Below are 22,206 nucleotides of genomic sequence, written 5' to 3' on the forward strand. Positions count from 1 at the left end.
CGCTGGACAGTCGGCTTCGGCAGGACTCGAATGCCGCGTCGCCCAGCGGCTCCCGCGTTGCTCGCAACCAGACGTCAGGAAGCCAACACAGGCCCGCCTTCCGGGGGCTGCGCAGTCGGCGAGACCCGGCCCGCGCCGCCGCACCCCGGTTACGGCCGGGAGCGCGGCGGCAGCGGGAACCAGACGGCTGCGGCTCGGCGGGCCCGGTCGGTCAGCACGCTGTACGGGGCGGGGCTCGCGCCCCGGGCCCGGACCAGGTCCTCCAGGCAGTCGCGCAGCAGCCACACGTCCACCGGCGCCGACCGCCCGTCCAACGCCAGGGTGTTCTCCAACCGCTCGGCGGTGAAGCCCAGTTGCTCGGCCAGCCGGTCGGTTTCGGCGCCGCTCAGCCGCAGGTTCGCCCGCAGCTCCGCACTGGTGCGCCGCCGCTCCTCGGGGTTCAGTGACATGGGGGTCCTTCCGGGAGTCGGGCCGGTCAGCCGATCGGCACGTCCGCCGAACGGCTGGGCACGGCGTCCAGCTCGGCGAGCAGGGTGGGGTCGAGCGAGAGCGCCAGCGCGCCCGCGGCGACGTTCGCCTCCAGGTGGTCGGGGTCCGCGGTGCCCGGGATGAGCAGCACCCGGGGGTCGTGCCGCAGCAGCCAGGCCAGGCCGACCTGCGCCGTGGTGCGTCCGAGGGACTGCGCCGCGGCCTGGACCGCCGGTTCGTCCGCCACCTTCGGCAGTCCGGGGAAGGAACCGCCGAGCGGGAAGTACGGGACCCAGGCGATGTCCTCGGCGGCGCAGAGCGCGAGCATGTCCTCGTCGCCGCGCGCCACCAGGCTGTAGGCGTTCTGCACGCAGACGATGCCCGCCGGGAGCGCGCGGCGCAGCCCGTCGATGGTCACGCTGCTCAGGCCGATGGCGCCGATCTTGCCCTCGTCCCGCAGCGCGGTCATCACCGCCAGCTGGTCGTCGAGGTCCACCACCTGGTCGCCCTCGGCCCGGAGCCCGGGGCCGGTGTCCAGGCGGCGCAGGTTGACCACCGGGATCCGGTCGAGGCCGAGGCTGCGCAGGTTGTCCTCGACACCGGCCCGCAGCTCCTCGGGTCGCTGCGCCGGGCGGAGCGGGATGCGGCCGCCGGGGTTGGGGGTGGCGCCGACCTTGCTGACGACGGTGACGCCGTCCTCGGGGCGGAGCGCCTCCCGGAGGAGGCCGTTGACCAGGCCATTGCCGTAGAACTCGGCGGTGTCGACATGGTCGATGCCGAGCTCGACGGCGCGGCGCAGCAGGGCCACGGCGGCGGCGCGGTCGCCGTGCAGGCGCTCCAGCTGCATCGCGCCGTAGCCGACCCGGGAGACGGTGTGACCGGCGATCCGGCCGCCGCCGCCGGGGCGCTCCGCGCCGCTGGCGGTGGTGAGGGGGGAGGGGGTACCGACGGACATGACTGAGCTCCAGTCCTATGAGACGATGGAGAAAGCGGAGGATCCTCCGCTCACTCGACTGTAACACTAACGGAGGTTCCTCCGCTTTGGCCTCGCCGCACCAGCCGCCGCTACCGCAGCCGCAGCAGAAGCCGCCCGTCCGCGCCGAACGCCCGCTCCGCGCGGACGCGCGGCGCAACCGCGACAGTCTGGTCGCCGTCGCCCGGGCCGCCTTCGCCGCCGCCGACGACTCCGTGCCGCTGGAGGGCATCGCCCGCGAGGCCGGGGTCGGCATCGGCACCCTGTACCGCCACTTCCCGACCAGGGAGGCGCTGGTCGAGGCGGTCTACGCGGCCGAGCTCGACGACATCACCGCGAGCGTCCCGGCCCTGCTCGACGCGTACCCGCCGGAGGCCGCGCTGCGGGCCTGGATGGACGGCTACGCCCAGTTCGCGGCGCGGAAACGCGGCATCATCGACACCCTCCGCGCGGGCTGGATCTCGGGCCGCATCGCCACACCGACCACCCGGGAGCGGATCACCGGCGCGATCGGGGAGATGCTCACCGCCGGAGCCCGGGCGGGGACGCTGCGCGGCGACGTCGACCCCGACGACGTGACCGCGATCCTGCTCGGCGTGTTCCTGTCGACGGCCGGGGGTGGCGCGCCGGAACAGACCGGCCGCCTGCTCGACCTGGTCGTGGACGGCCTGCGTCCCCGGCCGCTCCCCTGACCGGACGCCGAAGTGGCGTATCCCACAAGCGCGCTGAGAGTCGCTCGACCAGCCCGGCCGGGCCCCGTCCTATGATCGTGACGCGTCGTACACGTGCGGCGCGAGCAAGGACAGGGGGCGGAGATGACCGATCCGAACGCGTGGATGAAGGTGGACGCGGGCCTGCGGCCCAGCGTCGACCTGCGCACCGACCAGGCCCACTCGGCTCGGGTCTACGACTACCTCCTGGGTGGCAAGGACAACTTTCCCGCCGACCGGGCGGCCGGTGACCGGGTGATCAGCGACTGGCCCAGGGCGCACACCGCGACCCTGGCCGCCCGGGCCTGCATGCACCGCATCACCCGGCGGCTGGCCGAGGTCCACGGCGTCCGCCAGTTCTTCGACATCGGCACCGGCATCCCGACCGCGCCGAACCTGCACGAGATCGCCCAGGGCGTCGACCCCGCCTGCCGGGTCGTGTACGTGGACAACGACCCGATCGTGCTCGCCCACGCCCGCGCGCTGCTGACCAGCGCGCCCGAGGGCCGCACCGCCTACATCGACGGCGACCTGCGCGACGTCGGCAAGCTCCTCGTGCACCCGGTGCTGCACGAGACGCTCGACCTGACCCGGCCGGTGGCGCTGACCCTGATCAACATCCTGCACTTCTACAGCGACGAGGTGGCCCGCCCGCTGGTCGAGCAGCTGGTGGCGGCCCTGCCGTCGGGCAGCTTCCTGGCGGTGACCACCGGCACCGCCGACTCCGCCCCGGACGAGGTGGCCCGCGCCGCCGAGCACTACCGCAACGCCGGTATCGACAGCTACCAGCGCACCCGCGCGGAGGTCGAGCGCTTCTTCACCGGCCTGGAACTCGACACCCCCGGCGTCGCCCTGGCCAACCGCTGGCACCCGGACGGCGGCCCGACCCTGGACGACAGCGAGGTCACCGTCTACGCGGGCATCGCCCGCAAGCCGTAGTACGGCGGCCGACGCCGCGTGGGCCACCGCGTCCACGCGCTCGGCCGGTACTCGTCCCTGATGTCCGAGATGCCCGGAGGCCCGCGGTCCCCGCCGCGCGGGTCAGGGGGTCCGGCTACCGGGGGCGCGGGAGGAGCGCGGCGTCCGCGCGCTCTGTTCCGCGAGGTGGGTGTCCATGGTGGTGTTCAGGTCGGCCATGAATGCCTCGAACTGCTCCAGGAGTCGGGGCGGGTAGTGCGACATCGCGGCGTCTAGACGTTGGCCCAGCGGGCCGAAGAACTCGTCCGCCCGTTCCTGGATGTGCCCGCCGCTGCGCAGGGTGACGATGCGCCGGTCGGCGTGTTCCCGGGCGCGGGTGATGTGCCCGGCCGCTTCGAGACGGTTCAGCAGCGCGGTGGTGGCTCCCGTGGACAGGGAGATCCGCTCGCTCAGGCGCGCCGGTGACAGGGGGGTGCCGCGCTCCTCGGCGGCGGCGATCTCCAGGACCGCTGTCGCGTCGGTGGAGTGCAGGCCCAGCCAGGCGGCGAAGCGCCGACCGAGCTCGGCGTAGTGGCCGCCGTAGATCCGCAGCGACTCCATCAGCTGCTCACGCCGCTCCGCCACACCGTCGTGCCCGGCTTCCTCCATGCCGCCCCTCCACCCTTCTCTCCTGCCCGTGCGCTCCGCACGACCGCTTGCCTTTGGCGACGTGCTTTTGACAACCTACCGCCATCGCTTTACCTTCACCATAAAGCTACTTCACCATGGAGATACCTGGCGTGAGCAATCCCTCCCCCACCCCCGACCGGACGACCGTGCCCTACCGGTGGCGATGGATGATCCTGGTGGCGATGCTCGTCGCGGAGATCATGGACCTCCTCGACGCCTCGATCGTCAACGTCGCCGGACCGGACCTGGAGCGTTCCCTCGGAGCCGGTTCCGTCGGCCTGCAGTGGGTGATCGGCGGCTACGCCCTCACCCTGGGCGCCGGTCTGGTTCTCGGCGGCCGACTCGGCGACCGCCACGGTCGGCGCCGGATGTTCCTGATCGGCATGGCCTCCTTCACCGCGGGCTCGCTGCTGTGCGCCGTCGCACCGAACATCGAGTCGCTGATCGCCTTCCGCCTGTTGCAGGGCGCCGCCGGGGCGATGCTCCTGCCCCAGGGGCTGGGCCTGCTGCGGGAGAACTTCTCCGGCTCCGAACTCACCAAGGTCTTCGCGATCTTCGGCCCGGTCCTGGGGCTGGGCGGCATCGTCGGCCCCGTGCTCGGCGGCTTCCTCATCCAGGGCGACTTCTTCGGACTGGGCTGGAGGTCGGTGTTCCTGGTCAACCTGCCCATCGGCATCGCGGCACTGATCGTCGCCGTGAGGTTCGTGCCCAGGAAGGCGGGCGACCGCACGGTGCGGGTCGACGTGACCGGGGCGGCCCTGGTGGTGGCGTCCTGCACCCTGCTCGTACTGCCGCTGAACCAGGGCCAGCAGGACGGCTGGCCACTGTGGACCTGGCTGTGCATGGCCGCCTCGGCGATCGGATTCGCCCTGTTCGCCGTGCAGCAGCGCCGAACGGCGGCCGCGGGCCGCGCGCCGCTGGTGACCCCGGGCCTGCTGCGCAAGCCCGCCTTCACCGTCGGGCTCGGCGGCATCGCCCTGTTCTTCGGCGGACTGATCGGCACCCAGCTCGTGCTGACCCTCTACCTCCAGATCGGCCGGCACTTCACCGCCGGCGGCGCGGGGCTCGGCAACCTGCCGCTCGCCGTGGGAACCGCGATCGGCGGCGCCGTCAGTGGCGCGTTCCTCGCGGACCGGATCGGCCGCAAGGTGCTGCACATCGGACCGCTGGTGCAACTGGCCGGCGCGGCCGTGCTGTGGTTCGAACTCGACGGCCTCGACGCCGCCTCGTTCTCGATCTGGGACATCGCTCTCGGCGTCGCGGTGGCGGGTGTCGGCGCGGGCATGGTGATCGCCGCCCTGTTCAGCTTCATCCTCGCCGCGGTCGACGACGACGAGATCGGATCCGCCTCCGGCATGCTGTCGGCGGTCCAGGCGGTCGGCGGCTCCATCGGCGTCGCGGTCTTCGGCTCGGTGTTCTTCGCCCAGGCCAGGACCGGCGACTTCACCACCGGTTTCCATTACGCGCTGATCGTCCAGGCATGCCTGCTGGCGGCGTTCCTCGCGATCACCTTCCTGCTCCCCAAGAAGGGCCGACCCGAGGAGGAGCAGCACGGCATCGCCCCCGAGGCCCCCGCCGACGACACCGAGACCGACACCGAGCACCTCACCGTCTGAGACCGGCCGGGGGGCAGGCCCGGCGGCAGCGGCGGGCCGGGCGGCGCACGATCTGGGCAAGCTTGATGCTGTGTGACATAGTACTGGCGTGACTGGGAATCGGACCTGGGATGTCGTCATCGTCGGCGCCGGGATGGTCGGCGCCGCCTGCGCCTACTACACCCGCGCCGCGGGACTCTCCGTCGCCCTGGTCGACCGGGGGCACGTGGCTGGCGGCACCACCGGCGCGGGCGAGGGCAACCTGCTCGTCTCGGACAAGGAACCCGGTCCGGAACTCGAACTCGCCCTGCTCTCCATGCGGTTGTGGCGCGACCTGGCAGCCGAGCTCCCCGGCACGCTGGAGTACGAACCCAAGGGCGGCCTCGTCGTGGCCACCTCGCCGCAGCGGCTGCCGGTGCTGCGTACCCTCGCGGCGCGGCAGGCCGAGCACGGAGTGGCCGTCGAGGAGATACCGGCGGAACGCCTGCGCGAGATCGAGCCGCACCTCGCCGACGGACTCCCCGGCGGCGTCCGCTACGCCCAGGACGCGCAGGTGCAACCCGCGCTCGCCGCGGCGCAGTTGCTCCGTGCCGCCCGCCGCGCCGGTACCGAACTGCTGCTCGGTACCGAGGCCACCGGGATGCTGCTCGGCCCGGACGGTTCGGTACGCGGGCTGCGCACCGACCGGCACGGAGTGCTCGGCTGCCGCGCGGTGGTCAACGCGGCCGGAACCTGGGGCGGCCGGATCGCCGAACTCGCCGGAGTGGAAATGCCGTTGCTGCCCAGACGCGGCTTCGTCCTGGTGACCGAGCCGCTGCCGCCGCTGGTCCGGCACAAGGTGTACGCCGCCGACTACGTCGCCGATGTCGGCAGCGGCTCCGCCGACCTGCGGAGCTCCGCCGTGGTCGAGGGCACCCGGGCGGGCCCGGTACTGGTGGGCGCCAGCCGCGAGCGGGTCGGCTTCGACCGCGGCCCCGCCCCGCGGGTGCTGCGCCGACTCGCGGCCCAGGCGGTCGCGCTCTTCCCCGTGCTCGCCGGGGTCCAGGTGCTCCGCGCCTACCGGGGGTTCCGGCCGTACCTGCCCGACCACCTTCCGGTGATCGGCGCCGACCCCAGGGCCCCGGGGCTCTTCCACGCCTGCGGCCACGAGGGCGCGGGCATCGGCCTGGCCCCCGCCACCGGCCTGCTCCTCGCGCAGCTGCTGTCCGGAAGGCCGACCGAGCTGGACCTGTCCGCCTTCCGCCCCGACCGATTCCCGCCCCGCCCGCAGGAGACGACGTGAGCCGTGATCCGCTCGCCCTGGTCCGCGCCCACCCAGGACCGGCCTTCGAGTTCAGCTTCGACGGCGAACCCGTCCCGGCCCTGCCCGGGCAGAGCATCGCCGCCGCCCTGTGGGCGTCCGGGCGACTCAGCTGGCGACGCACCCGGCACACCGGCCGCCCGCGCGGGGCCTTCTGCGGGATCGGCGTCTGCTTCGACTGCCTGGTGGTCTCCGACGGACAGCCCAACGTCCGCGCCTGCCTGGCCCGGGCCGTCCCCGGCGGCACCGTGGCCACCCAGGAGGGAACCGGGTATGCCCAGATCCAGTGAGCCCGCCGCCACCGGCGTGGTCGTCGACCTCGTCGTCATCGGCGCCGGTCCGGCCGGTCTCGCCGCCGTGAACACGGCGGCCGACCTGGGACTGAGCTGCGCCCTGCTGGACGCCGCCGCGCTCCCCGGCGGGCAGTTCTACCGTCAACCCGCGACCGGCCTGCGCGCCGCCCGACCGCAGGCACTGCACCACGGCTGGCGGGTGTTCGCCGCCCACACCGCCCGGCTTGAGGCCCACCGCGCGGCCGGGCGGGTACGGCAGTTCGCCGGACACCACGTCTGGTCCGTCTCCGGCGGGGTCGGCGCCTGGGAGTCGCACGCCCTCGGCGGCGCGGATGGCACCGGTGGCCCCGGCGGCGGTCAGGCGGCCACCGTCCGCGCCCGTGCGGTGCTCTGCGCCACCGGCGCGCACGAGCGCCAACTGCCCTTCCCCGGCTGGACGCTCCCCGGCGTCGTCGGCGCCGGGGGAGCCCAGGCCATGCTCAAAGCGGGCCTGGTGCTGCCCGGACGGTGGGTGGTGGTGGCCGGTAGCGGACCGTTGCTGCTGGCGGTGGCGGGCTCCCTGGCGGAGGCCGGGGCGAGGGTGCCGGTGCTGGTCGAGGCCGCCGACTACGCCGGGTACGCGCGCCGACCGGGGACCCTCGGCCGGAACCCGGGCAAGCTGGTCGAGGGCGCGGCGCAGGCGGCGCGGCTGCTGCGGCACCGGGTGGCCGTGCGCACCCGCAGCGCGGTGATCGCCGCGCACGGCACGGACCGGGTCGAGGCGGTGACGGTGGCCCGGGTCGACCGCGACTGGCGGCCGGTCCCGGGGACCGGGCGGCGGGTCGCCTGCGACGCCCTGGCCGTCGGCCACGGCCTGCTGCCGCAGCTGGAACTCGCGTTGGAGCTCGGCTGCGCGGTCCGGGCCCTGCCGGACGGCAGCCCGGCGCTGATCGTCGACGCGGAGCAGCGCACCAGCGTCGAGGGGCTGTGGGCGGCGGGCGAGAGTACCGGTCTCGGGGGAGCCGAACTCGCACTGATCGAGGGGGAGTTGGCGGCCCACTCGATCGCGGCGGCGCTGCGCCGACCGGTACCCGTCGGCGCCGACGGACGGCTCAGGGCGCTGGGCCGCCGCCGGGAGCGGCTGCGGGAGTTCGCGGACCTGATGGCGGAGCGGCACCGGCCCGGGGTGGGCTGGGCGGACTGGCTCAGCCCCGACACCGAGATCTGCCGCTGCGAGGAGGTCACCGCCGGGGCGGTCAAAGAGGCGGTGGAGGAACTGGGCGCGGGGGACCAGCGCACCGTCAAGCTGCTCACCAGAGCCGGGATGGGCTGGTGCCAGGGGCGGATGTGCGGCTCCGCCGTCGCCCGGCTGGCGGGAGGAAACGATCCTGCCGGTACCCGTCCGCTGTCCTGCCCGGTCCCCATGGGCGTCCTTGCCGCCGACGATGCCACTGACGAGCAGTGAACTCATTCCAGGTATCGATGACATGTCACACTGCACAAGGAGCGTTGCTATGTCACACACCCCTCTGTCACACACCCCTCTGTCCCGCACCCGTGTGCCCCACACCGAGCCGGATCTTCCCACGGACGACCGCGCCCAGCCCTGGCACGGAGTCATGGTCGCCACCGCGCTGCCGTTCCGGGAGGACCGCTCCGTCGACTACGACGCCTACGCCGCGCACGTCCGCCACCTGGTGGCCAACGGCTGCGACGGTGTCGTGCCGAACGGCTCCCTCGGCGAGTACCAGACCCTCACCGACAACGAGCGCGCCACCGTCGTCCGCATCGCGATCGAAGCGGCGGGATCCGGCTCGCGGGTGATGGCGGGCGTCGCCGCCTACGGCAGCGCCGAGTCCCGCCGCTGGGCCGAGCAGGCGGCCGGGGCGGGCGCCGGGTCGGTGCTGCTGCTGCCGCCCAACGCCTACCGCGCCGACACGGACGCGGTCCGGGCCCACTACGCCGAGGTAGCCCGCGCCGGACTCCCGGTCGTCGCGTACAACAACCCCCACGACACCCGGGTCGACCTCACCCCCGCGCTGCTCGGGCAGTTGCACGCCGACGGGAGCATCGTCGCGGTCAAGGAGTTCAGCGGGGACGTCCGCCGCGCCTACGAGATCGCCGAACTCGCCCCGCAGCTCGACGTGTTGATCGGCGCCGACGACGTGCTGCTGGAACTGGCGCTGGCCGGGGCCGTGGGCTGGATCGCCGGCTACCCCAACGCCCTGCCCCGGGCCTGCGTCGCCCTCTACCGCGCCGCCGCGGCCCTGGACCTGGACACCGCGCTGCCGCTCTACCGGGCCCTGCACCCGCTGCTGCGCTGGGACTCCCGAACCGAGTTCGTCCAGGCCATCAAGCTGTCGATGGATCTCGCCGGGCTCACCGGGGGCGGCTGCCGCGCGCCGCGCTCCCCGCTCACCGCCGCGCAGCACGCCGCCGTCACCAGGGCGACCCAGAAGGCCCTGGCGGACGGCCTGAGCTGATCCGGCGACACACACCGAGACAGACCGAGAAGGGGGCACCACCATGCGCAGCACCGCCGTCTACCATGCCGTCGACTCCCACACCGAGGGCATGCCGACCCGGGTCGTCACCGGCGGGATCGGCGTCATTCCCGGCCGGACCATGGCCGACCGCCGCGGCTTCTTCATGGAACACCTGGACCGGATCCGCACCCTGCTGATGTTCGAGCCGCGCGGACACGCCTCCATGAGCGGGGCGATCCTGCAGCCGCCGACGCGCCCGGACGCCGACTGGGGAGTGCTGTTCATCGAGGTGTCCGGCTGCCTGCCGATGTGCGGCCACGGCACCATCGGCGTGGCCACGGTGCTGGTGGAGACCGGGATGGTCGAGGTCGTCGAGCCGGTCACCACGGTCCGGCTGGACACCCCGGCCGGACTGGTGGTGGTGGACGTCGAGGTCGAGGACGGTGCCGCCCGCAGCGTGACATTGCAGAACGTACCGGCCTACTGCGCACGCCTCGACGCCTCGGTCGAGGTTCCGGGCCTGGGCAAGGTCCGCTACGACCTGGCCTACGGCGGCAACTTCTACGCCATCGTCGAACTCGACGACTTCGGCCTCCCGTTCGAACGCGAGGCCAAGGGCAGGATCCTGGACGCCGGTCTCGCGCTCATGGCGGCGATCAACGACACGGACGAGCCGGTGCACCCCGAGGACGCCCGGTTCCGGGGCGTACACCATGTCTACTTCGCCGCACCCGGGTCCGACGCACGGCACTCCCGGCACGCGATGGCGATCCACCCGGGGTGGTTCGACCGTTCCCCGTGCGGCACCGGGACCTCCGCCCGGATGGCCCAACTGCACGCCCGGGGCGAGCTTCCGATGCTCCAGGAGTTCCGCAACGAATCCTTCATCGGCACCTCCTTCACCGGGCGACTGCTCGGCGGCACCACCGTGGGGCCGTACCCGGCGGTGCTGCCGAGCGTCACCGGCCGCGCCTGGATCACCGGCACCGCCCAGTACCTGCTCGACCCCAGCGACCCCTTTCCCGGGGGGTTCCTGCTCTGATCGCCACCGGTCCAGGGCACAGTCGACGCAGGCCGCGGCTACCAAGCACTTACGGACATTTGGGCACAGGATCGCCCAGGTAGCGCGTGATGGTGCAGGATGATGTTGCACCATGAGGAGGAATCATGAGCATCGAACCCCTGACCAGCCTCAACCTGCCGTCCGTGCAGGAGCGCAGCAGTCTGCGCGAACAGGTCACCCACGCCCTGCGGGCGGCCCTGGTGGCAGGACAACTGCGCCCCGGGATCGTCTACTCCGCCCCGGTGCTCGCCGCCGAGTTCGGCGTCTCCGCGACCCCGGTCCGGGAGGCGATGCTCGACCTGACCAAGGAGGGCCTGGTCGAGGTGGTGCGCAACCGCGGATTCCGGATCATCGGCCTCACCGACCAGGACCTGGACGACTTCACCGAGATCCGGGCCATGATCGAGGTCCCGGCGACGGTGAGCGCCGCCGGGATCGCCTCCACCGCGCAGCTGGAGCCGCTGCGCCCGATCGCCAGGGAGATCGTCACCGCGGCCCGGGCCGGAGACCTGATCGCCTACGTCGAGGCGGACCGCCGCTTCCACCTGGCCCTGCTCGCCTTCGCGGGCAACCGGCACCTGGTCGACACGGTCGGCGACCTGCGCAAGCGCTCGCGGCTCTACGGCCTGAGCGAGCTCGCCGAGGCCGGTCGGCTGGTCGCCTCGGCGGAGGAGCACGAGCAGTTGCTCGACCTCATGATCGCGAAGGACCTGGGCGGTGTCGAGCAGGCGATGCGCCTCCACCTGGGGCATGTGCGGTCGCTCTGGGCCTCGGCGCCGCCCCCGGACCCCGAGTTGGAGTGATCCGGTCAGCCCGGCAGCAGGCCGCCCATCCACGCCTCCACCTCGTCGGGCAACCGGGGCAGCGCCGAGGACAGCAGCCGGGCCCCGTCCTCGGTGACGACCAGGTCGTCCTCGATCCTGACGCCGATGCCGCGCAGCGCCCGGGGCAGCGTCAGGTCATCGGGCTGGAGGTAGATCCCGGGCTCCACGGTCAGCACCTGGCCGACCTCCAGCACGCCCTCGACGTACTCCTCGGAACGGGCCCGGCCGCAGTCGTGGACGTCGAGGCCCAGCATGTGACCGCTGCCGCAGAGGGTGTAGCGGCGGTAGCGGCCGTCCTCGGGCCGCAGCGCCTGCTCGGCGGAGCAGGGCAGCACACCCCACGCGGCGAGTCCCTCGGCGATCACCCGCATCGCCGCCCAGTGGAAGTCACGGAAGCGGGCTCCCGGGCGCAGCGCGTCGATCCCGGCTTGCTGGGCGGCCAGCGCCAGGTCGTAGACATCCCGTTGGGCGGGGCTGAACCGCCCTGACAGTGGGAGCGTGCGGGTGATGTCGGCGGTGTAGAGGCTGTCGGTCTCCACCCCGGCGTCGAGCAGCAGCAGGTCCGCCGGGTCCAGTCGGCCGTCGTTGCGAATCCAGTGCAGGGTGCAGGCGTGGGAGCCGGAGGCCGCGATGGTCTCGTAGCCCAGGCCGTTGCCCTCGGCGCGCGCCCGCAGACCGAAGACGCCCTCGATCCAGCGTTCGCCCCGGGGGTGTGCCAGCGCGGCGGGCAGCGCGCGGACGACATCCGCGAAACCGGCGGTGGTGTGGTCCACCGCCAGCTGCAACTGGGCCACCTCCCACGCGTCCTTGACCAGGCGCAGTTCCGACAGGGTGGTCTCGAAGGCGGCGTCGGCGAAGGCGACCGGGTGCGGGCGGACCAGCGCGTCGACCGACGCGTCCACGCCGCGCAGTACTCGGGTGGGGGTGTCGCCGGTGAGCGCGGAGGCGAGCCGGTCCAGGTGGGCGCAGTCGAGGCGGTACCGGGTCGCGGACTCCTCCAGGGTGGGGCGGCGCCCGGACCAGAACTCACCGTGGCGGCGGTCCTGGAAGAACTCCCCGGTGTCGCGCGGGGAACGGGGCCGGAGGAACAGCGTCTCCCGATGGCCGCCCGGGGCGGGTTCCAGCACCAGCACCGCCTCAGGGGTCTGCTCGCCGCCGGTCAGGTGCACGTACGCCGAGTGCGGGCGGAAGCGGAAGTCGACATCGTGCGAGCGCACCTTCAGACCGCCGGTCGGGATCACCAGCCGCTCACCGGGGTAGCGGGCGGACAGGGCGCGGCGGCGCCGGGCGGCCCAGGGCGCGACCGGCTGGGACCGCAGGCCCGGCAGCGGGGTCGGGGCCCAGGAACCGGTCATGAACTCGGACAGGGCCGCCGGGACGGGCAGGTCATGGCTGGCCGCCACCGGTGCTGCGGCGCCCGCGGCACCGGTCGTGAGCTGCGGGTTCGACTGGGGGAGCGCTGCCATCGAGGGATGCCTCCGGTGCAGAGAGGGTTGGCATGACGGTGCTGACCCATCATCAGTGCAATAACATATGTCACGTGTCGAAGGATGGGCAAGGGTCCCCTCGCGCAAAAACGAAGAACGCGACACCCCTTGTACGTGAAATGTCACATGGCTACAGTCTGTTTGGATTTGCTTGACTGTGAGCGCATGACTCGCAAGGTCAAACAGATGTGAACGCGATGTCTCCTGCCACCCACGACACCGGAGCAACCGTGAAACACACCACCCGCGCCGCCGCTCGCCGCGGCCAAGGACGAACGTTTCTGCCGCGCATCGTGCTGGTCCTCTCCCTCGCCGTCCCCGCCCTCGGCGTGACCCTCGGCACCGCCGCGCCCGCCCAGGCGCTGGACAACGGCCTGGCGCTCACCCCGCCCATGGGCTGGAACGACTGGAACGCCTTCGGCTGCGACGTCAGCGCGAAGCTGGTCGAGCAGACCGCCGACAAGATCGTCAGCAGCGGTCTGAAGGCCGACGGCTACGAGTACGTCAACATCGACGACTGCTGGATGAGCCCGAACCGTGACGCCGCCGGGAACCTGGTGCCCGACCCGGTCAAGTTCCCCGACGGGATCAAGGGCGTCGCCGACTACGTGCACAAGCTCGGCCTCAAGCTGGGCATCTACGAGTCGGCGGGCAGCAACACCTGCCAGGGCTACCCCGGCAGTCTCGGCCACGAGCAGCAGGACGCCGACAGCTTCGCTTCCTGGGGTGTCGACTACCTCAAGTACGACAACTGCTACAACGAGGGCATCCCGGCGCTGACCCGGTACACCGCCATGCGCGACGCCCTCGCCAGGACCGGTCGGCCGATCGTCTTCAGCCTGTGCGACTGGGGCGACGAGAACGTGGCGAGCTGGGGCGGCTCGGTCGGTGACCTGTGGCGGACCACCGGGGACATCAACGCCTCCTACGCCTCGATGCTGTCCAACTTCCACACCAACGTCGCGCTCGCGGCCGGAGCCGGTCCCGGGGCCTGGAACGACCCCGACATGCTGGAGGTCGGCAACGGGATGACGCCGACCGAGGACCGGTCCGAGTTCTCGCTGTGGGCCGAGATGGCCGCGCCGCTGATCTCCGGCACCGACCTGACCACCGCCTCCCCGGCGACGCTGGCGATCTACGGCAACAAGGAGGTCATCGCGGTCGACCAGGACAGCCTGGGCAAGCAGGGCGTGGAGACGTCGTCGGCGGGCGGCCTGGACGTGCTGGCCAAGCCGCTGTCCGACGGCAGCGTGGCGGTGGCGCTGTTCAACGAGAACGACACCCCCGCGACCATCTCCACCACCGCTGCCGCCGCCGGGCTTCCCCGCGCCGAGGACTACACCGAGCGCGACCTGTGGGCGCACACCACCACCGAGAGCCGTGGCACGATCAGCGCCTTCGTCCCGGCCCACGGCACCGTCCTGTACCGGGTCGCGGCGGCGTCGCGGGCCGACCGGTACGCGCCGAGCGGCACTCTGGCCGAGGCCGCGCCGCAGCAGGCGACCGCCGGGCAGCCGAGCACGGTGACGACCACCTACACCGACAACGGCAGCGCGGTCGGCAACGTCCGCCTGGGGCTGGACGCGCCCCGTGGCTGGAGCGTCAAACCGCTGACCCGGACCCGTTTCGGACGCGTCGCCACCGGCCACGAGGCCATCGCGGCCTTCAAGGTCACGCCCCCGGCCACGCTGCCCGCGCCGATCGCCGACTACACCCTGGATGCCACCGCGGACGCGACCTGGAGCGGCGGCACCGAGAAGGTCACCACCCCCGCCGCGGTCAGTGTCCCGGCGCCGGTGCGGGCGCCCTGGAAGACCTTCACCGACAACACCGCCACCTTCGGGCAGCAGGGCGGGAACCTCGCCATCCAGGGCGCGGGCGCGGACCTGTACGGCAGCACCGACCAGTACAGCACCGTCTACCAGCAGGGCGCCGAGCACGACGGCTCGACCACCGTCGTCAAGCTCACCGCCCAGGCCGACACCAGCGTCTGGGCCAAGGCGGGGATCATGGTCCGGGACGACATCACCCAGCCCGGTGTGTCGCCCGGCTACGTGATCCTGGCCGAGGCGCCCGGCGAGGGCTACGTGGTGCAGTGGGACAGCACCGGCAGTGGGCAGCTGGACAGCAACAGCGCGCCCGCCGACAGCGGCAGCGGCACCGCGAGCTATCCCACCTGGCTCAAGCTGGTCCGCTCCGGCGACACCTACACCGGCTACTACTCCACCGACGACAGCAACTGGACCCTGGTCGGCACCGCGACCGCACCCGGCGCGACCGCCACCCAGGACGTCGGGGTCTTCACCAGCTCCCACAGCGCGGGCACCATCGGCGAAGCCGACTTCAGCGACTTCAGCCAGAGCTGACCGGCCGGGCGGGGGGAGCCGCGCGGCTCCCCCCGCCCACCGCTCGGGCTGCCGCCGGACGCGAGGGAGCGCGGATGGACCTGGAGCTTCGGCACCTACGGACGCTGTGCGCGATCGCGGACGCGGGGAGCGTGGGCCGGGCCGCAGCCGAGCTGGGGACCTCGCAGCAGGCGGTGAGCACGCAACTGCACCGGATCGAGCTCCACTTCGGCGAGCCGCTGTTCGAGCGCAACACCGCGGGCGTGCGGCCGACCCGGTACGGCGCCGAGGTCCTGGCCCGGGCCCGGGACGTGCTGGACCGGGCCCAGGCGATCGGCCGCCGACCGGTCGAGGGCGCCGCGCCGCGCCCGGTGCTGCGGCTGGCGGCGACCAACTCGCCCATCCTGTCCGGGATGGCCGCCCGAGTGCGCACCGGGTCGCCGGACCTGCTGCTGACCGTGAGCAGCGTGTACCGGTCCTCCCAGATCGTCGAACTGCTGGAGGCCGGCGAGCTCGACGCCGCGATCGGCGTGGACTACCCGGGCCTTGAGCTGGTCCACGCCGACGCCGTCGGGCATCGCGGCATCGTCACCGAGCCGTCGTTCCTGGCGTTGCCCGCGGGCCACCGGCTCCGGCACCGGACCGAGGTGGCACTGGCGGACCTGGCCGGGGACTCCTGGTTCATCACCCCGGACGACGGCGCCGGTTGGCCGGGCGTCCTCTACGCGGCCTGCGCGGCGGCCGGGTTCACCCCGGCGACGGTGCACGAGTTCCTCGGCGACCGGCTCCAGCTCCAGAACATGATCGCCGACGGGCTCGGAGTGTCGCTGGTGCAGGCGACGACCCGGCCGATCCCCGGCGTGATCATCAGACCGCTGGCGGGCACCCCGCTGTGGTGCCGCTACCTGCTGGCCTGGCACAAGCGCAGCGTCGGCGACGAGGTCGCGGCGATGCTCTTCGGCGCGGCCCGCGCCTCCTACCGGGAGCTGATCGCGCGGGCGCCGCACTTCCAGGCCTGGGCGGCCCGAACCTGCCACGGGACACTCCGCTAGCAGCGGCGTCGCCGATGTTGTGGCGGGGACACGGCAGTCGCTGTGCCCCCGCGCATTGTCCCGGCCGGTCGTGCGGTGAGACGGTGCGTCACACGCCTCGCCCACGTCTCGCGAAGCGCACCCCACCCGAAGGAGCAGCGATGCGCCATCGATCCGTCCTGCCCGGACTCCTGGCCGCGGGCAGCATGACCCTCGCCCTGCTGGCGGGCGTCTCCACCGCCCCGGCCTCGGCCACGACCGCTGAACGGGCCACCGTCCAGCCCGTCGCCGGTGCGCCCGGGGCGGGCGTTCCGGCGCCCACCGGCGCGGTCGTCGGCGGCGCCGACACGGCGGCCGTCCAGAACGGCCGACTCGCCGTCGGCCAGTTACCGCCGATACGCCCGACGCGGGCACAACCCCCGGCGGACGCGGCCAGGGCGACGCGGGCGGGCAGGGCCGCCACGCAGTCCTGCGACCCGTCCGCCTTCGGCGCGCTGACCGGCTCCGCGCTGGCCGACTACGTCGAGGACTCGACCACCGACTGCGTCAACTCGCTGTTCACGGTCACCGGCGGCGACGCGCGGGCACTGTTCGACGAATCCCAGATGGCCTCGGTCGCGCAGGCCTACCAGGGCCTGGCGTCGAGCTACCCCGGCGACGACACGACCGGTATCCGGCAGCTCACCATGTACCTGCGCGCGGGTTACTACGTCCAGTACGGCGACCCGGCCGATGTCGGCGGCTACGACGCCACCCTGTCCGCCGAGGTGGAGAACGCCCTCGACGCCTTCTTCGCCGCCCCGCGTACCGCCGACGTCTCCTCCGGCAACGGCGACGTCCTGGGAGACGCCGTGCTGCTGAGCGACAGCGCCGACCTGCAGGGCGACTTCCTGAACGTCTACCAGCGGATACTCACCGCGTACAGCGGTTCCTGGGACGCCGACGACAGCATGGACGCCGTCGTCTACGACGTCTACACCCCGCTGTGGCGCGGGACGTTCTTCCCCGCCTTCGTCGCCGCGCTGACGGCGGACCCGGGCATCATCAACACGCTCGACTCGTTCGCGCTCGCCCACACCGGCCTGCTCGGCGGCGACAACACCTTCATGGACGCCGACGCCGCCGACGACCTCGCCTCGTACGTCCAGTTCCCCGCACTCCAGGCGACGGTGCGGCCGTTGATGCTCGGCCTGCTGCAGGCCTCGTCGATCTCCGGACCCACCGCCGCCCTGTGGATGTCGGTCGCGCAGCAGGCCAACGGCTACGACTCGGCCGACTGCTCGTACTACGGCGTCTGCGACCTGGCGGCCCAGGCCACCGCGGCGGCGCTGCCGATCACACACTCGTGCGGGCCGGAGACCACCGTCCTGGCCGAGTCGCTCAGTTCCGCGGAACTGAGCAGCACCTGCGCCGACCTCGCCGACCAGGACGGGTACGTCCAGAGCGTGGTCAAGGACAGTGGACCGATTCCGAACCAGTACAACGACACCGACAACATCGTGGTGTTCGCGAGTGACCTCGACTACGAGATCTACGCCCCGGCGATCTACGGGGTCCCCACCGACAACGGCGGCATCACCCTCTACAACACGCCTTCCCAGCCCGGGAACCAGGACTACTCCATCCTCTACCAGGACCCCGGCGCCGACGGCTACACCAACGACATCTGGAACCTCAACTACGAGTACACGCACTTCCTCGACGCGCGCTACGACACCCTGGGCACCTTCGCGCAGATGGAGGTCGAGCCCAACATCTGGTGGATCGAGGGCATCTCGGGATACATCTCCTCCAGCTACCGGGGCGTCCCGGAGGACGGCGCCGTCGCCGACGCCGGTGAACACACCTACGCGCTGAGCACGCTGTGGCAGACGACGTACGCCAACAGCGACGACGACCGGGTCTTCCCGTGGAGCTACCTGGCCGTGCGCTACATGCTCGGTGAACACCCCGCCGACATGCAGGCGATCCTCGACGACATGCGGGTCGGCGACTACACCGGCGCGTACGACTACTACACCGACACCATCGGCACCCGCTACGACGCCGACTTCAACACCTGGCTCGACGGTATCGCCAACGGCACCACGGGGACGCCCACGGCCGCCTTCAGCGCGTCGACCGCCGGGCTGACGGCCGGATTCGCCGACGACTCCAGCGAGTCCGGCAACGGCAGCATCACCAGTTGGTCCTGGAACTTCGGCGACGGGGCGACCTCCTCGGCGCGGAATCCGTCGCACTCGTACACCGCGGCCGGCAGCTACACCGTCACCCTCACCGCGATGGACAGCAACGGGCAGACCGCCAGCAGTTCCCAGCCGGTCACCGTGAGTGGCGTCGGCCCGTGCGCGGACGCCAACCCGCAGCAACTGGATCGGAACTGCTCCCGGGCGAACCAGGCCGAGGCCGCCGGGGACCTGGACTACCTGTGGATCTACCTCCCGGCCGGGACGACCACGCTGCACGTCTCCACCAGCGGCGGCAGCGGCACCGCCTACCTCTACTACAACCCGTCCACCTGGGCCGACAACACCGACTACACGAACGCGTCGACCGCTACCGGCACCGCCCAGAGCATCACTGTCAGCAACACGAGCGCGGGCTACCGGTACCTCAGCCTGTATGCCGAGACCGCGTTCAGCGGGGTCACCGTGACCACGCAGTACTGAGTTCCGAGTGCCGATCAACGGCATACCGGGGCACAAGGTGCGCATCCCCGGTGATGGTGCTCACACGGCCGAGGGCCCCCACGACCCGGGATAGTAGATCGATCCGGCAGGTTTGGAACGCTCGGCGGCGGTTGCGGCGGCCGTTGCCGCCGCCGAGCCGCCCCTGGGCCCAATGCGAGCACATTCCCGCAGGTCAAGGCGATAGTGGCAGGGATCTGAGATTTCTGGTTCCGGTGGTTTGCGGGCTGGAAAGCCGGGAAATCCGCAGGCTCCGGGGGCCGTCAAGGCTGCCGTTCGCTACGACGCGGGGTCGTATTCGGGGTCCTTGGAGATCCCCGGAGGGCCCGCTAACAATGGCTGAGTCGAACGACGCCGCGGCGCATCCGCCGCAGGCCATCCGCCCGGCAGCCACTCCCTCGCGATGGTGCCGCGTGCCCACCCCGTCGTCCCGTCCCTGTTCGGCGACACGACGCCCCCGGGGTGAGGCACAGCAAACAGATGAGGTTGAAACCCGCATGTCGCTCTTCCCCACCCGTGTGCGCACCACCGCCGCTCTGCTCGCCTCCGCCGCCAGCCTCACCGCCCTCGGCGCGGCCCTCATACCCTCGGTCGCCTCGGCCGACACCCCGCAGGCCATCGCCGCGCAGATCGTGCCCGCGAGCCAGCTCGCATCCTTCGACCAGATCATCTCGCACGAGAGCAGCTGGAACGTCACCGCGACCAACGCCTCCTCCGGGGCCTACGGCCTGGGGCAGGCGCTGCCCGCCTCCAAGATGGCCTCGGCCGGTGCCGACTGGCAGACCAACGCCGCGACCCAGATCAAGTGGGCCCTCGGCTACATGGACTCCCGCTACGGCAGCCCGAACGCCGCCTGGAGCTTCTGGCAGGCCCACAACTGGTACTGAGCCACTGGTACTGAGCCGCCAGGCTCACCACCCGCTCACCGACGACTCCCCCGGCGCCCGCGCGGCGCCGGGGGAGTCGTCGTACAGCACGGCAGTCAGGCTATATGGAACGTGACATAGTACATTGCAATCCCGTCCAAAGCATTGACAGACATCAACAGATTCCAATAATTACAAACATCAAGCGTAGTCGACTGCACCACCCCTTCTCGTTGAAGCCCTGCATGCGGTCGAGTATTCGCATGCCAGAAGGGGGGTTTCGGCTCGCATCCCACCGGCTGGAGGGTGTTGTTAAATGTTGGAATCCTGGTCAAGCTCGTCCCGGTCCCGCCTGCTGAGACTCGGTACTGCGGTCATGCTCTCGGCCGCCCTGTCGGTCGCGGCGGCAGTCGCCGCACCGCCGGGCGTCGCCGCCACGCCGAAGGCGGCGACGGCGGCCACGGCGTCCGCGACGCCGCCGCTGGACAACGGACTGGCGCTGACCCCGCCGATGGGCTGGAACTCCTGGAACAGCCTGGGCACCAACGTCACCGAGCAGAACGTGGTCGACACCATCGACTTCATGTCGGCCAACGGCCTGGTGGCAGCCGGCTACAACACGGTGACCATCGACGACGGCTGGTCACTGCTGCACCGCAGCGGGCAGACCAGTGACATCGTGAAGAACCAGTACGGCGCCATGCAGTTGTACGACGCCAACGGCAACCCGGTCAGCGGACTCGACGGCGCCGGCAACGACCCGACCTCCGGCGACCTGATCCCCAACCCGGTCAACTTCCCGGACCGGACCGTCAACGGCCAGACCGTGAACGGCATCCAGTACCTGGCCTGGTACGCCCACAGCAAGGGCATGAAATTCGGCCTCTACACCACCGACACCTACGTCACCTGCCAGGGGCACCCCGGCAGCCTCGGCCACGAGACCACCGACGCCGACGACTTCGTCTCCTGGGGCGTCGACTACGTCAAGCTCGACAACTGTCCCTACGGCCCCCCGATCACCGGCCCGGACGGACACAACTACGGGATGCAGGGGGAGGGCAGGGAGCTGACCGAGTCCGTCTACGCCCGGGTGCAGACCTTCCAGCGGGCCCTGGACGCCGCCTCCGCCGCCCAGGGCAAGCCGAAACTGGTACTGAGCGTCTCCGCGCAACCGGCCCACAGCGGCGTGCCGTACCTGGAGTCGGCCAGTGACCCGGCGCTGTCGGACTCGGTGGTCCAGGCCGCCGGCACCTCCCCGTACGACGCGCCCGGCTACGCCCCGACCGGGGTCTGGTGCGGGCAGGTCGCCAACCTCTGCCGGATCGGCGGTGACCGGGACAGTGACATCACCGGAGTCTTCTACGACGCCCAGTTGGGCACGTCCTTGCAGTACGCGTCCAATATCCGGCCGGGCAGCTGGAACGACATGGATATGATGTTCACCGGCTGGCAGGACGTCTACGGCGACTACGGTGTCACCGACACCTGTACCTGCCACGCGCCGTTCACCGACACCGAGTCGCAGACCGAGATGTCCGTGCTGTCGATGATGGCCTCCCCGCTGATCTCCGGAGCCGACTTCCGCACCGCGGCAGAGTCCCAGCAGACACAGGACGGCTACACCTGGTCCACCGGCATCAACGCCGACAGCCTCGCCATCTACGAGAACAAGGACGTCATCGCCGTCGACCAGGACTCGCTGGGCCAACCGGCCACCCTGGTCGGCAGTCCGCCGAGCAGTCAGACCGCCCCGGTGGTGCTCCGGCGGACGCTGGCCAACGGCGACACGGCGGTGCTGCTGCTCAACCAGGATCCCAGCACCACGACGACGATCAGCGCCAGCCTCGGCTCGCTCGGACTGAACGGCACGGTCTACGACGCCGAGAACCTGTGGACCAAGGGCACGGCCACGGTCTCCGGCAGCATCAGCGCCGACGTCGCACCCGACGGCGTGGCGATGTTCCGGATCAGCAACCCACCGCAGACGGTCACCCCCTCGCTCGTGGGCGACGGCTCCTTCCACACCATCGCCGACGGCAGCTCCTCCGGGAACGTGCTGGAGGTCAGCGGCGAGTGCAGCGCCCCGGCCGGGGGCGGCGCCGACATCAACACCTGGTGGACCACCCACACCTCCGAGCAGTGGCAGTTCACCCGCAACGCGGACGGCACGGTCAGGATCTACGACAACTGCTGGACCGGAACCCAGCAGAACGGCACGCTGACCGAGACCAGTGGGGCCGGGGGACCGGTCACCGTCTCCAACACCTACACCCCGGGTGACGTCTACCAGGAGTGGACGGTGACCGAGAACAGCGGCACCGGCGTGATCACCATCGCCAACAAGGGCACCGGGTACGTGCTCGACACCACCGGCTCCGCCACCGGTTCGACAGTGGTGACCAGTTCACCGACCACCAGCCCCACCCAGGGCTGGGCGGCCGTGAACTGATGACAACTCAGTTCTGAGAGGCAGTGGCCCGGCCGTGGGAGCCGATGCTCCGACGGCCGG

At 71.8% G+C, this 22,206-nt stretch carries 18 protein-coding genes; 14 read left to right on the top strand and 4 right to left on the bottom strand.

Features of this window, described 5'->3' with window-relative positions; all coding sequences use genetic code 11:
• Window positions 1-149: 149 nt before the first annotated feature.
• Window positions 150-449: a DUF2316 family protein gene (locus tag GXP74_RS18540; RefSeq protein ID WP_182452557.1), complete on the bottom strand. Its 300-nt coding sequence runs from the start codon at window positions 447-449 to the stop codon at window positions 150-152.
• Window positions 450-475: 26 nt separating this feature from the next.
• The gene (locus tag GXP74_RS18545; protein WP_182452558.1) at window positions 476-1,423 is read right to left on the bottom strand and encodes an aldo/keto reductase; all 948 of its coding nucleotides are present in this window, start codon (window positions 1,421-1,423) and stop codon (window positions 476-478) included.
• An 86-nt stretch (window positions 1,424-1,509) separates the two neighbouring features.
• Between GXP74_RS18545 and GXP74_RS18550 the strand changes: the two genes are divergently transcribed.
• Window positions 1,510-2,133, top strand: a complete 624-nt coding sequence (locus tag GXP74_RS18550; RefSeq protein ID WP_225448031.1) for a TetR/AcrR family transcriptional regulator — start codon at window positions 1,510-1,512, stop codon at window positions 2,131-2,133.
• A gap of 123 nt (window positions 2,134-2,256) precedes the next feature.
• Window positions 2,257-3,090 carry an SAM-dependent methyltransferase gene (locus GXP74_RS18555; protein WP_182452560.1) on the top strand — a complete coding sequence of 278 codons (834 nt, stop codon included), beginning with the start codon at window positions 2,257-2,259 and terminating at the stop codon, window positions 3,088-3,090.
• Window positions 3,091-3,192: 102 nt separating this feature from the next.
• Here GXP74_RS18555 and GXP74_RS18560 read toward each other — a convergent pair whose 3' ends face one another.
• Window positions 3,193-3,717 (bottom strand): MarR family winged helix-turn-helix transcriptional regulator, encoded by a 525-nt coding sequence (locus GXP74_RS18560; RefSeq protein ID WP_182452561.1) that lies wholly within the window; start codon window positions 3,715-3,717, stop codon window positions 3,193-3,195.
• A 116-nt stretch (window positions 3,718-3,833) separates the two neighbouring features.
• Here GXP74_RS18560 and GXP74_RS18565 point away from each other — a divergent pair, with 116 nt between their 5' ends.
• The 7 genes from GXP74_RS18565 to GXP74_RS18595 all read left to right on the top strand — a co-directional run bounded on the left by GXP74_RS18565 (window position 3,834) and on the right by GXP74_RS18595 (window position 11,257).
• Complete coding sequence (locus GXP74_RS18565) at window positions 3,834-5,354, top strand: MFS transporter (protein WP_182452562.1); 1,521 nt, start codon at window positions 3,834-3,836, stop codon at window positions 5,352-5,354.
• An 88-nt stretch (window positions 5,355-5,442) separates the two neighbouring features.
• Window positions 5,443-6,615: an FAD-binding oxidoreductase gene (locus tag GXP74_RS18570; RefSeq protein ID WP_182452563.1), complete on the top strand. Its 1,173-nt coding sequence runs from the start codon at window positions 5,443-5,445 to the stop codon at window positions 6,613-6,615.
• Window positions 6,612-6,923, top strand: coding sequence for a (2Fe-2S)-binding protein (locus GXP74_RS18575; RefSeq protein ID WP_182452564.1), 312 nt, complete (start codon window positions 6,612-6,614; stop codon window positions 6,921-6,923). The genes GXP74_RS18570 and GXP74_RS18575 overlap by 4 nt, the downstream gene beginning before the upstream one ends.
• A complete protein-coding gene (locus tag GXP74_RS18580) occupies window positions 6,907-8,370 on the top strand; it encodes an NAD(P)/FAD-dependent oxidoreductase (RefSeq protein ID WP_182452565.1) in 1,464 nt (487 codons plus the stop codon). The genes GXP74_RS18575 and GXP74_RS18580 overlap by 17 nt, the downstream gene beginning before the upstream one ends.
• A gap of 154 nt (window positions 8,371-8,524) precedes the next feature.
• Complete coding sequence (locus GXP74_RS18585) at window positions 8,525-9,388, top strand: dihydrodipicolinate synthase family protein (protein WP_225448633.1); 864 nt, start codon at window positions 8,525-8,527, stop codon at window positions 9,386-9,388.
• Between the two features lie 43 nt (window positions 9,389-9,431).
• Window positions 9,432-10,433, top strand: coding sequence for a proline racemase family protein (locus GXP74_RS18590; protein ID WP_182452567.1), 1,002 nt, complete (start codon window positions 9,432-9,434; stop codon window positions 10,431-10,433).
• Between the two features lie 125 nt (window positions 10,434-10,558).
• Window positions 10,559-11,257: a GntR family transcriptional regulator gene (locus GXP74_RS18595; RefSeq protein ID WP_182452568.1), complete on the top strand. Its 699-nt coding sequence runs from the start codon at window positions 10,559-10,561 to the stop codon at window positions 11,255-11,257.
• Between the two features lie 5 nt (window positions 11,258-11,262).
• Here GXP74_RS18595 and GXP74_RS18600 read toward each other — a convergent pair whose 3' ends face one another.
• Entirely contained in the window at window positions 11,263-12,744 is a 1,482-nt protein-coding gene (locus tag GXP74_RS18600; RefSeq protein WP_182452569.1) for an aminopeptidase P family protein, read from the bottom strand.
• 251 nt (window positions 12,745-12,995) lie between these two features.
• Between GXP74_RS18600 and GXP74_RS18605 the strand changes: the two genes are divergently transcribed.
• From GXP74_RS18605 to GXP74_RS18625, 5 genes are all read left to right on the top strand, one after another.
• Window positions 12,996-15,131 carry an NEW3 domain-containing protein gene (locus GXP74_RS18605; protein WP_370468433.1) on the top strand — a complete coding sequence of 712 codons (2,136 nt, stop codon included), beginning with the start codon at window positions 12,996-12,998 and terminating at the stop codon, window positions 15,129-15,131.
• Window positions 15,132-15,205: 74 nt separating this feature from the next.
• Entirely contained in the window at window positions 15,206-16,162 is a 957-nt protein-coding gene (locus GXP74_RS18610; protein ID WP_182452571.1) for a LysR family transcriptional regulator, read from the top strand.
• A gap of 140 nt (window positions 16,163-16,302) precedes the next feature.
• Window positions 16,303-18,810, top strand: a complete 2,508-nt coding sequence (locus GXP74_RS18615) for a collagenase (RefSeq protein ID WP_182452572.1) — start codon at window positions 16,303-16,305, stop codon at window positions 18,808-18,810.
• 515 nt (window positions 18,811-19,325) lie between these two features.
• The gene (locus GXP74_RS18620; RefSeq protein WP_182452573.1) at window positions 19,326-19,715 is read left to right on the top strand and encodes a transglycosylase SLT domain-containing protein; all 390 of its coding nucleotides are present in this window, start codon (window positions 19,326-19,328) and stop codon (window positions 19,713-19,715) included.
• 355 nt (window positions 19,716-20,070) lie between these two features.
• Window positions 20,071-22,146, top strand: coding sequence for an alpha-galactosidase (locus GXP74_RS18625; RefSeq protein WP_182452574.1), 2,076 nt, complete (start codon window positions 20,071-20,073; stop codon window positions 22,144-22,146).
• Window positions 22,147-22,206 lie beyond the last annotated feature (60 nt).

The sequence above is a fragment of the Streptacidiphilus sp. P02-A3a genome (assembly GCF_014084105.1).
GTDB lineage: Bacteria > Actinomycetota > Actinomycetes > Streptomycetales > Streptomycetaceae > Streptacidiphilus.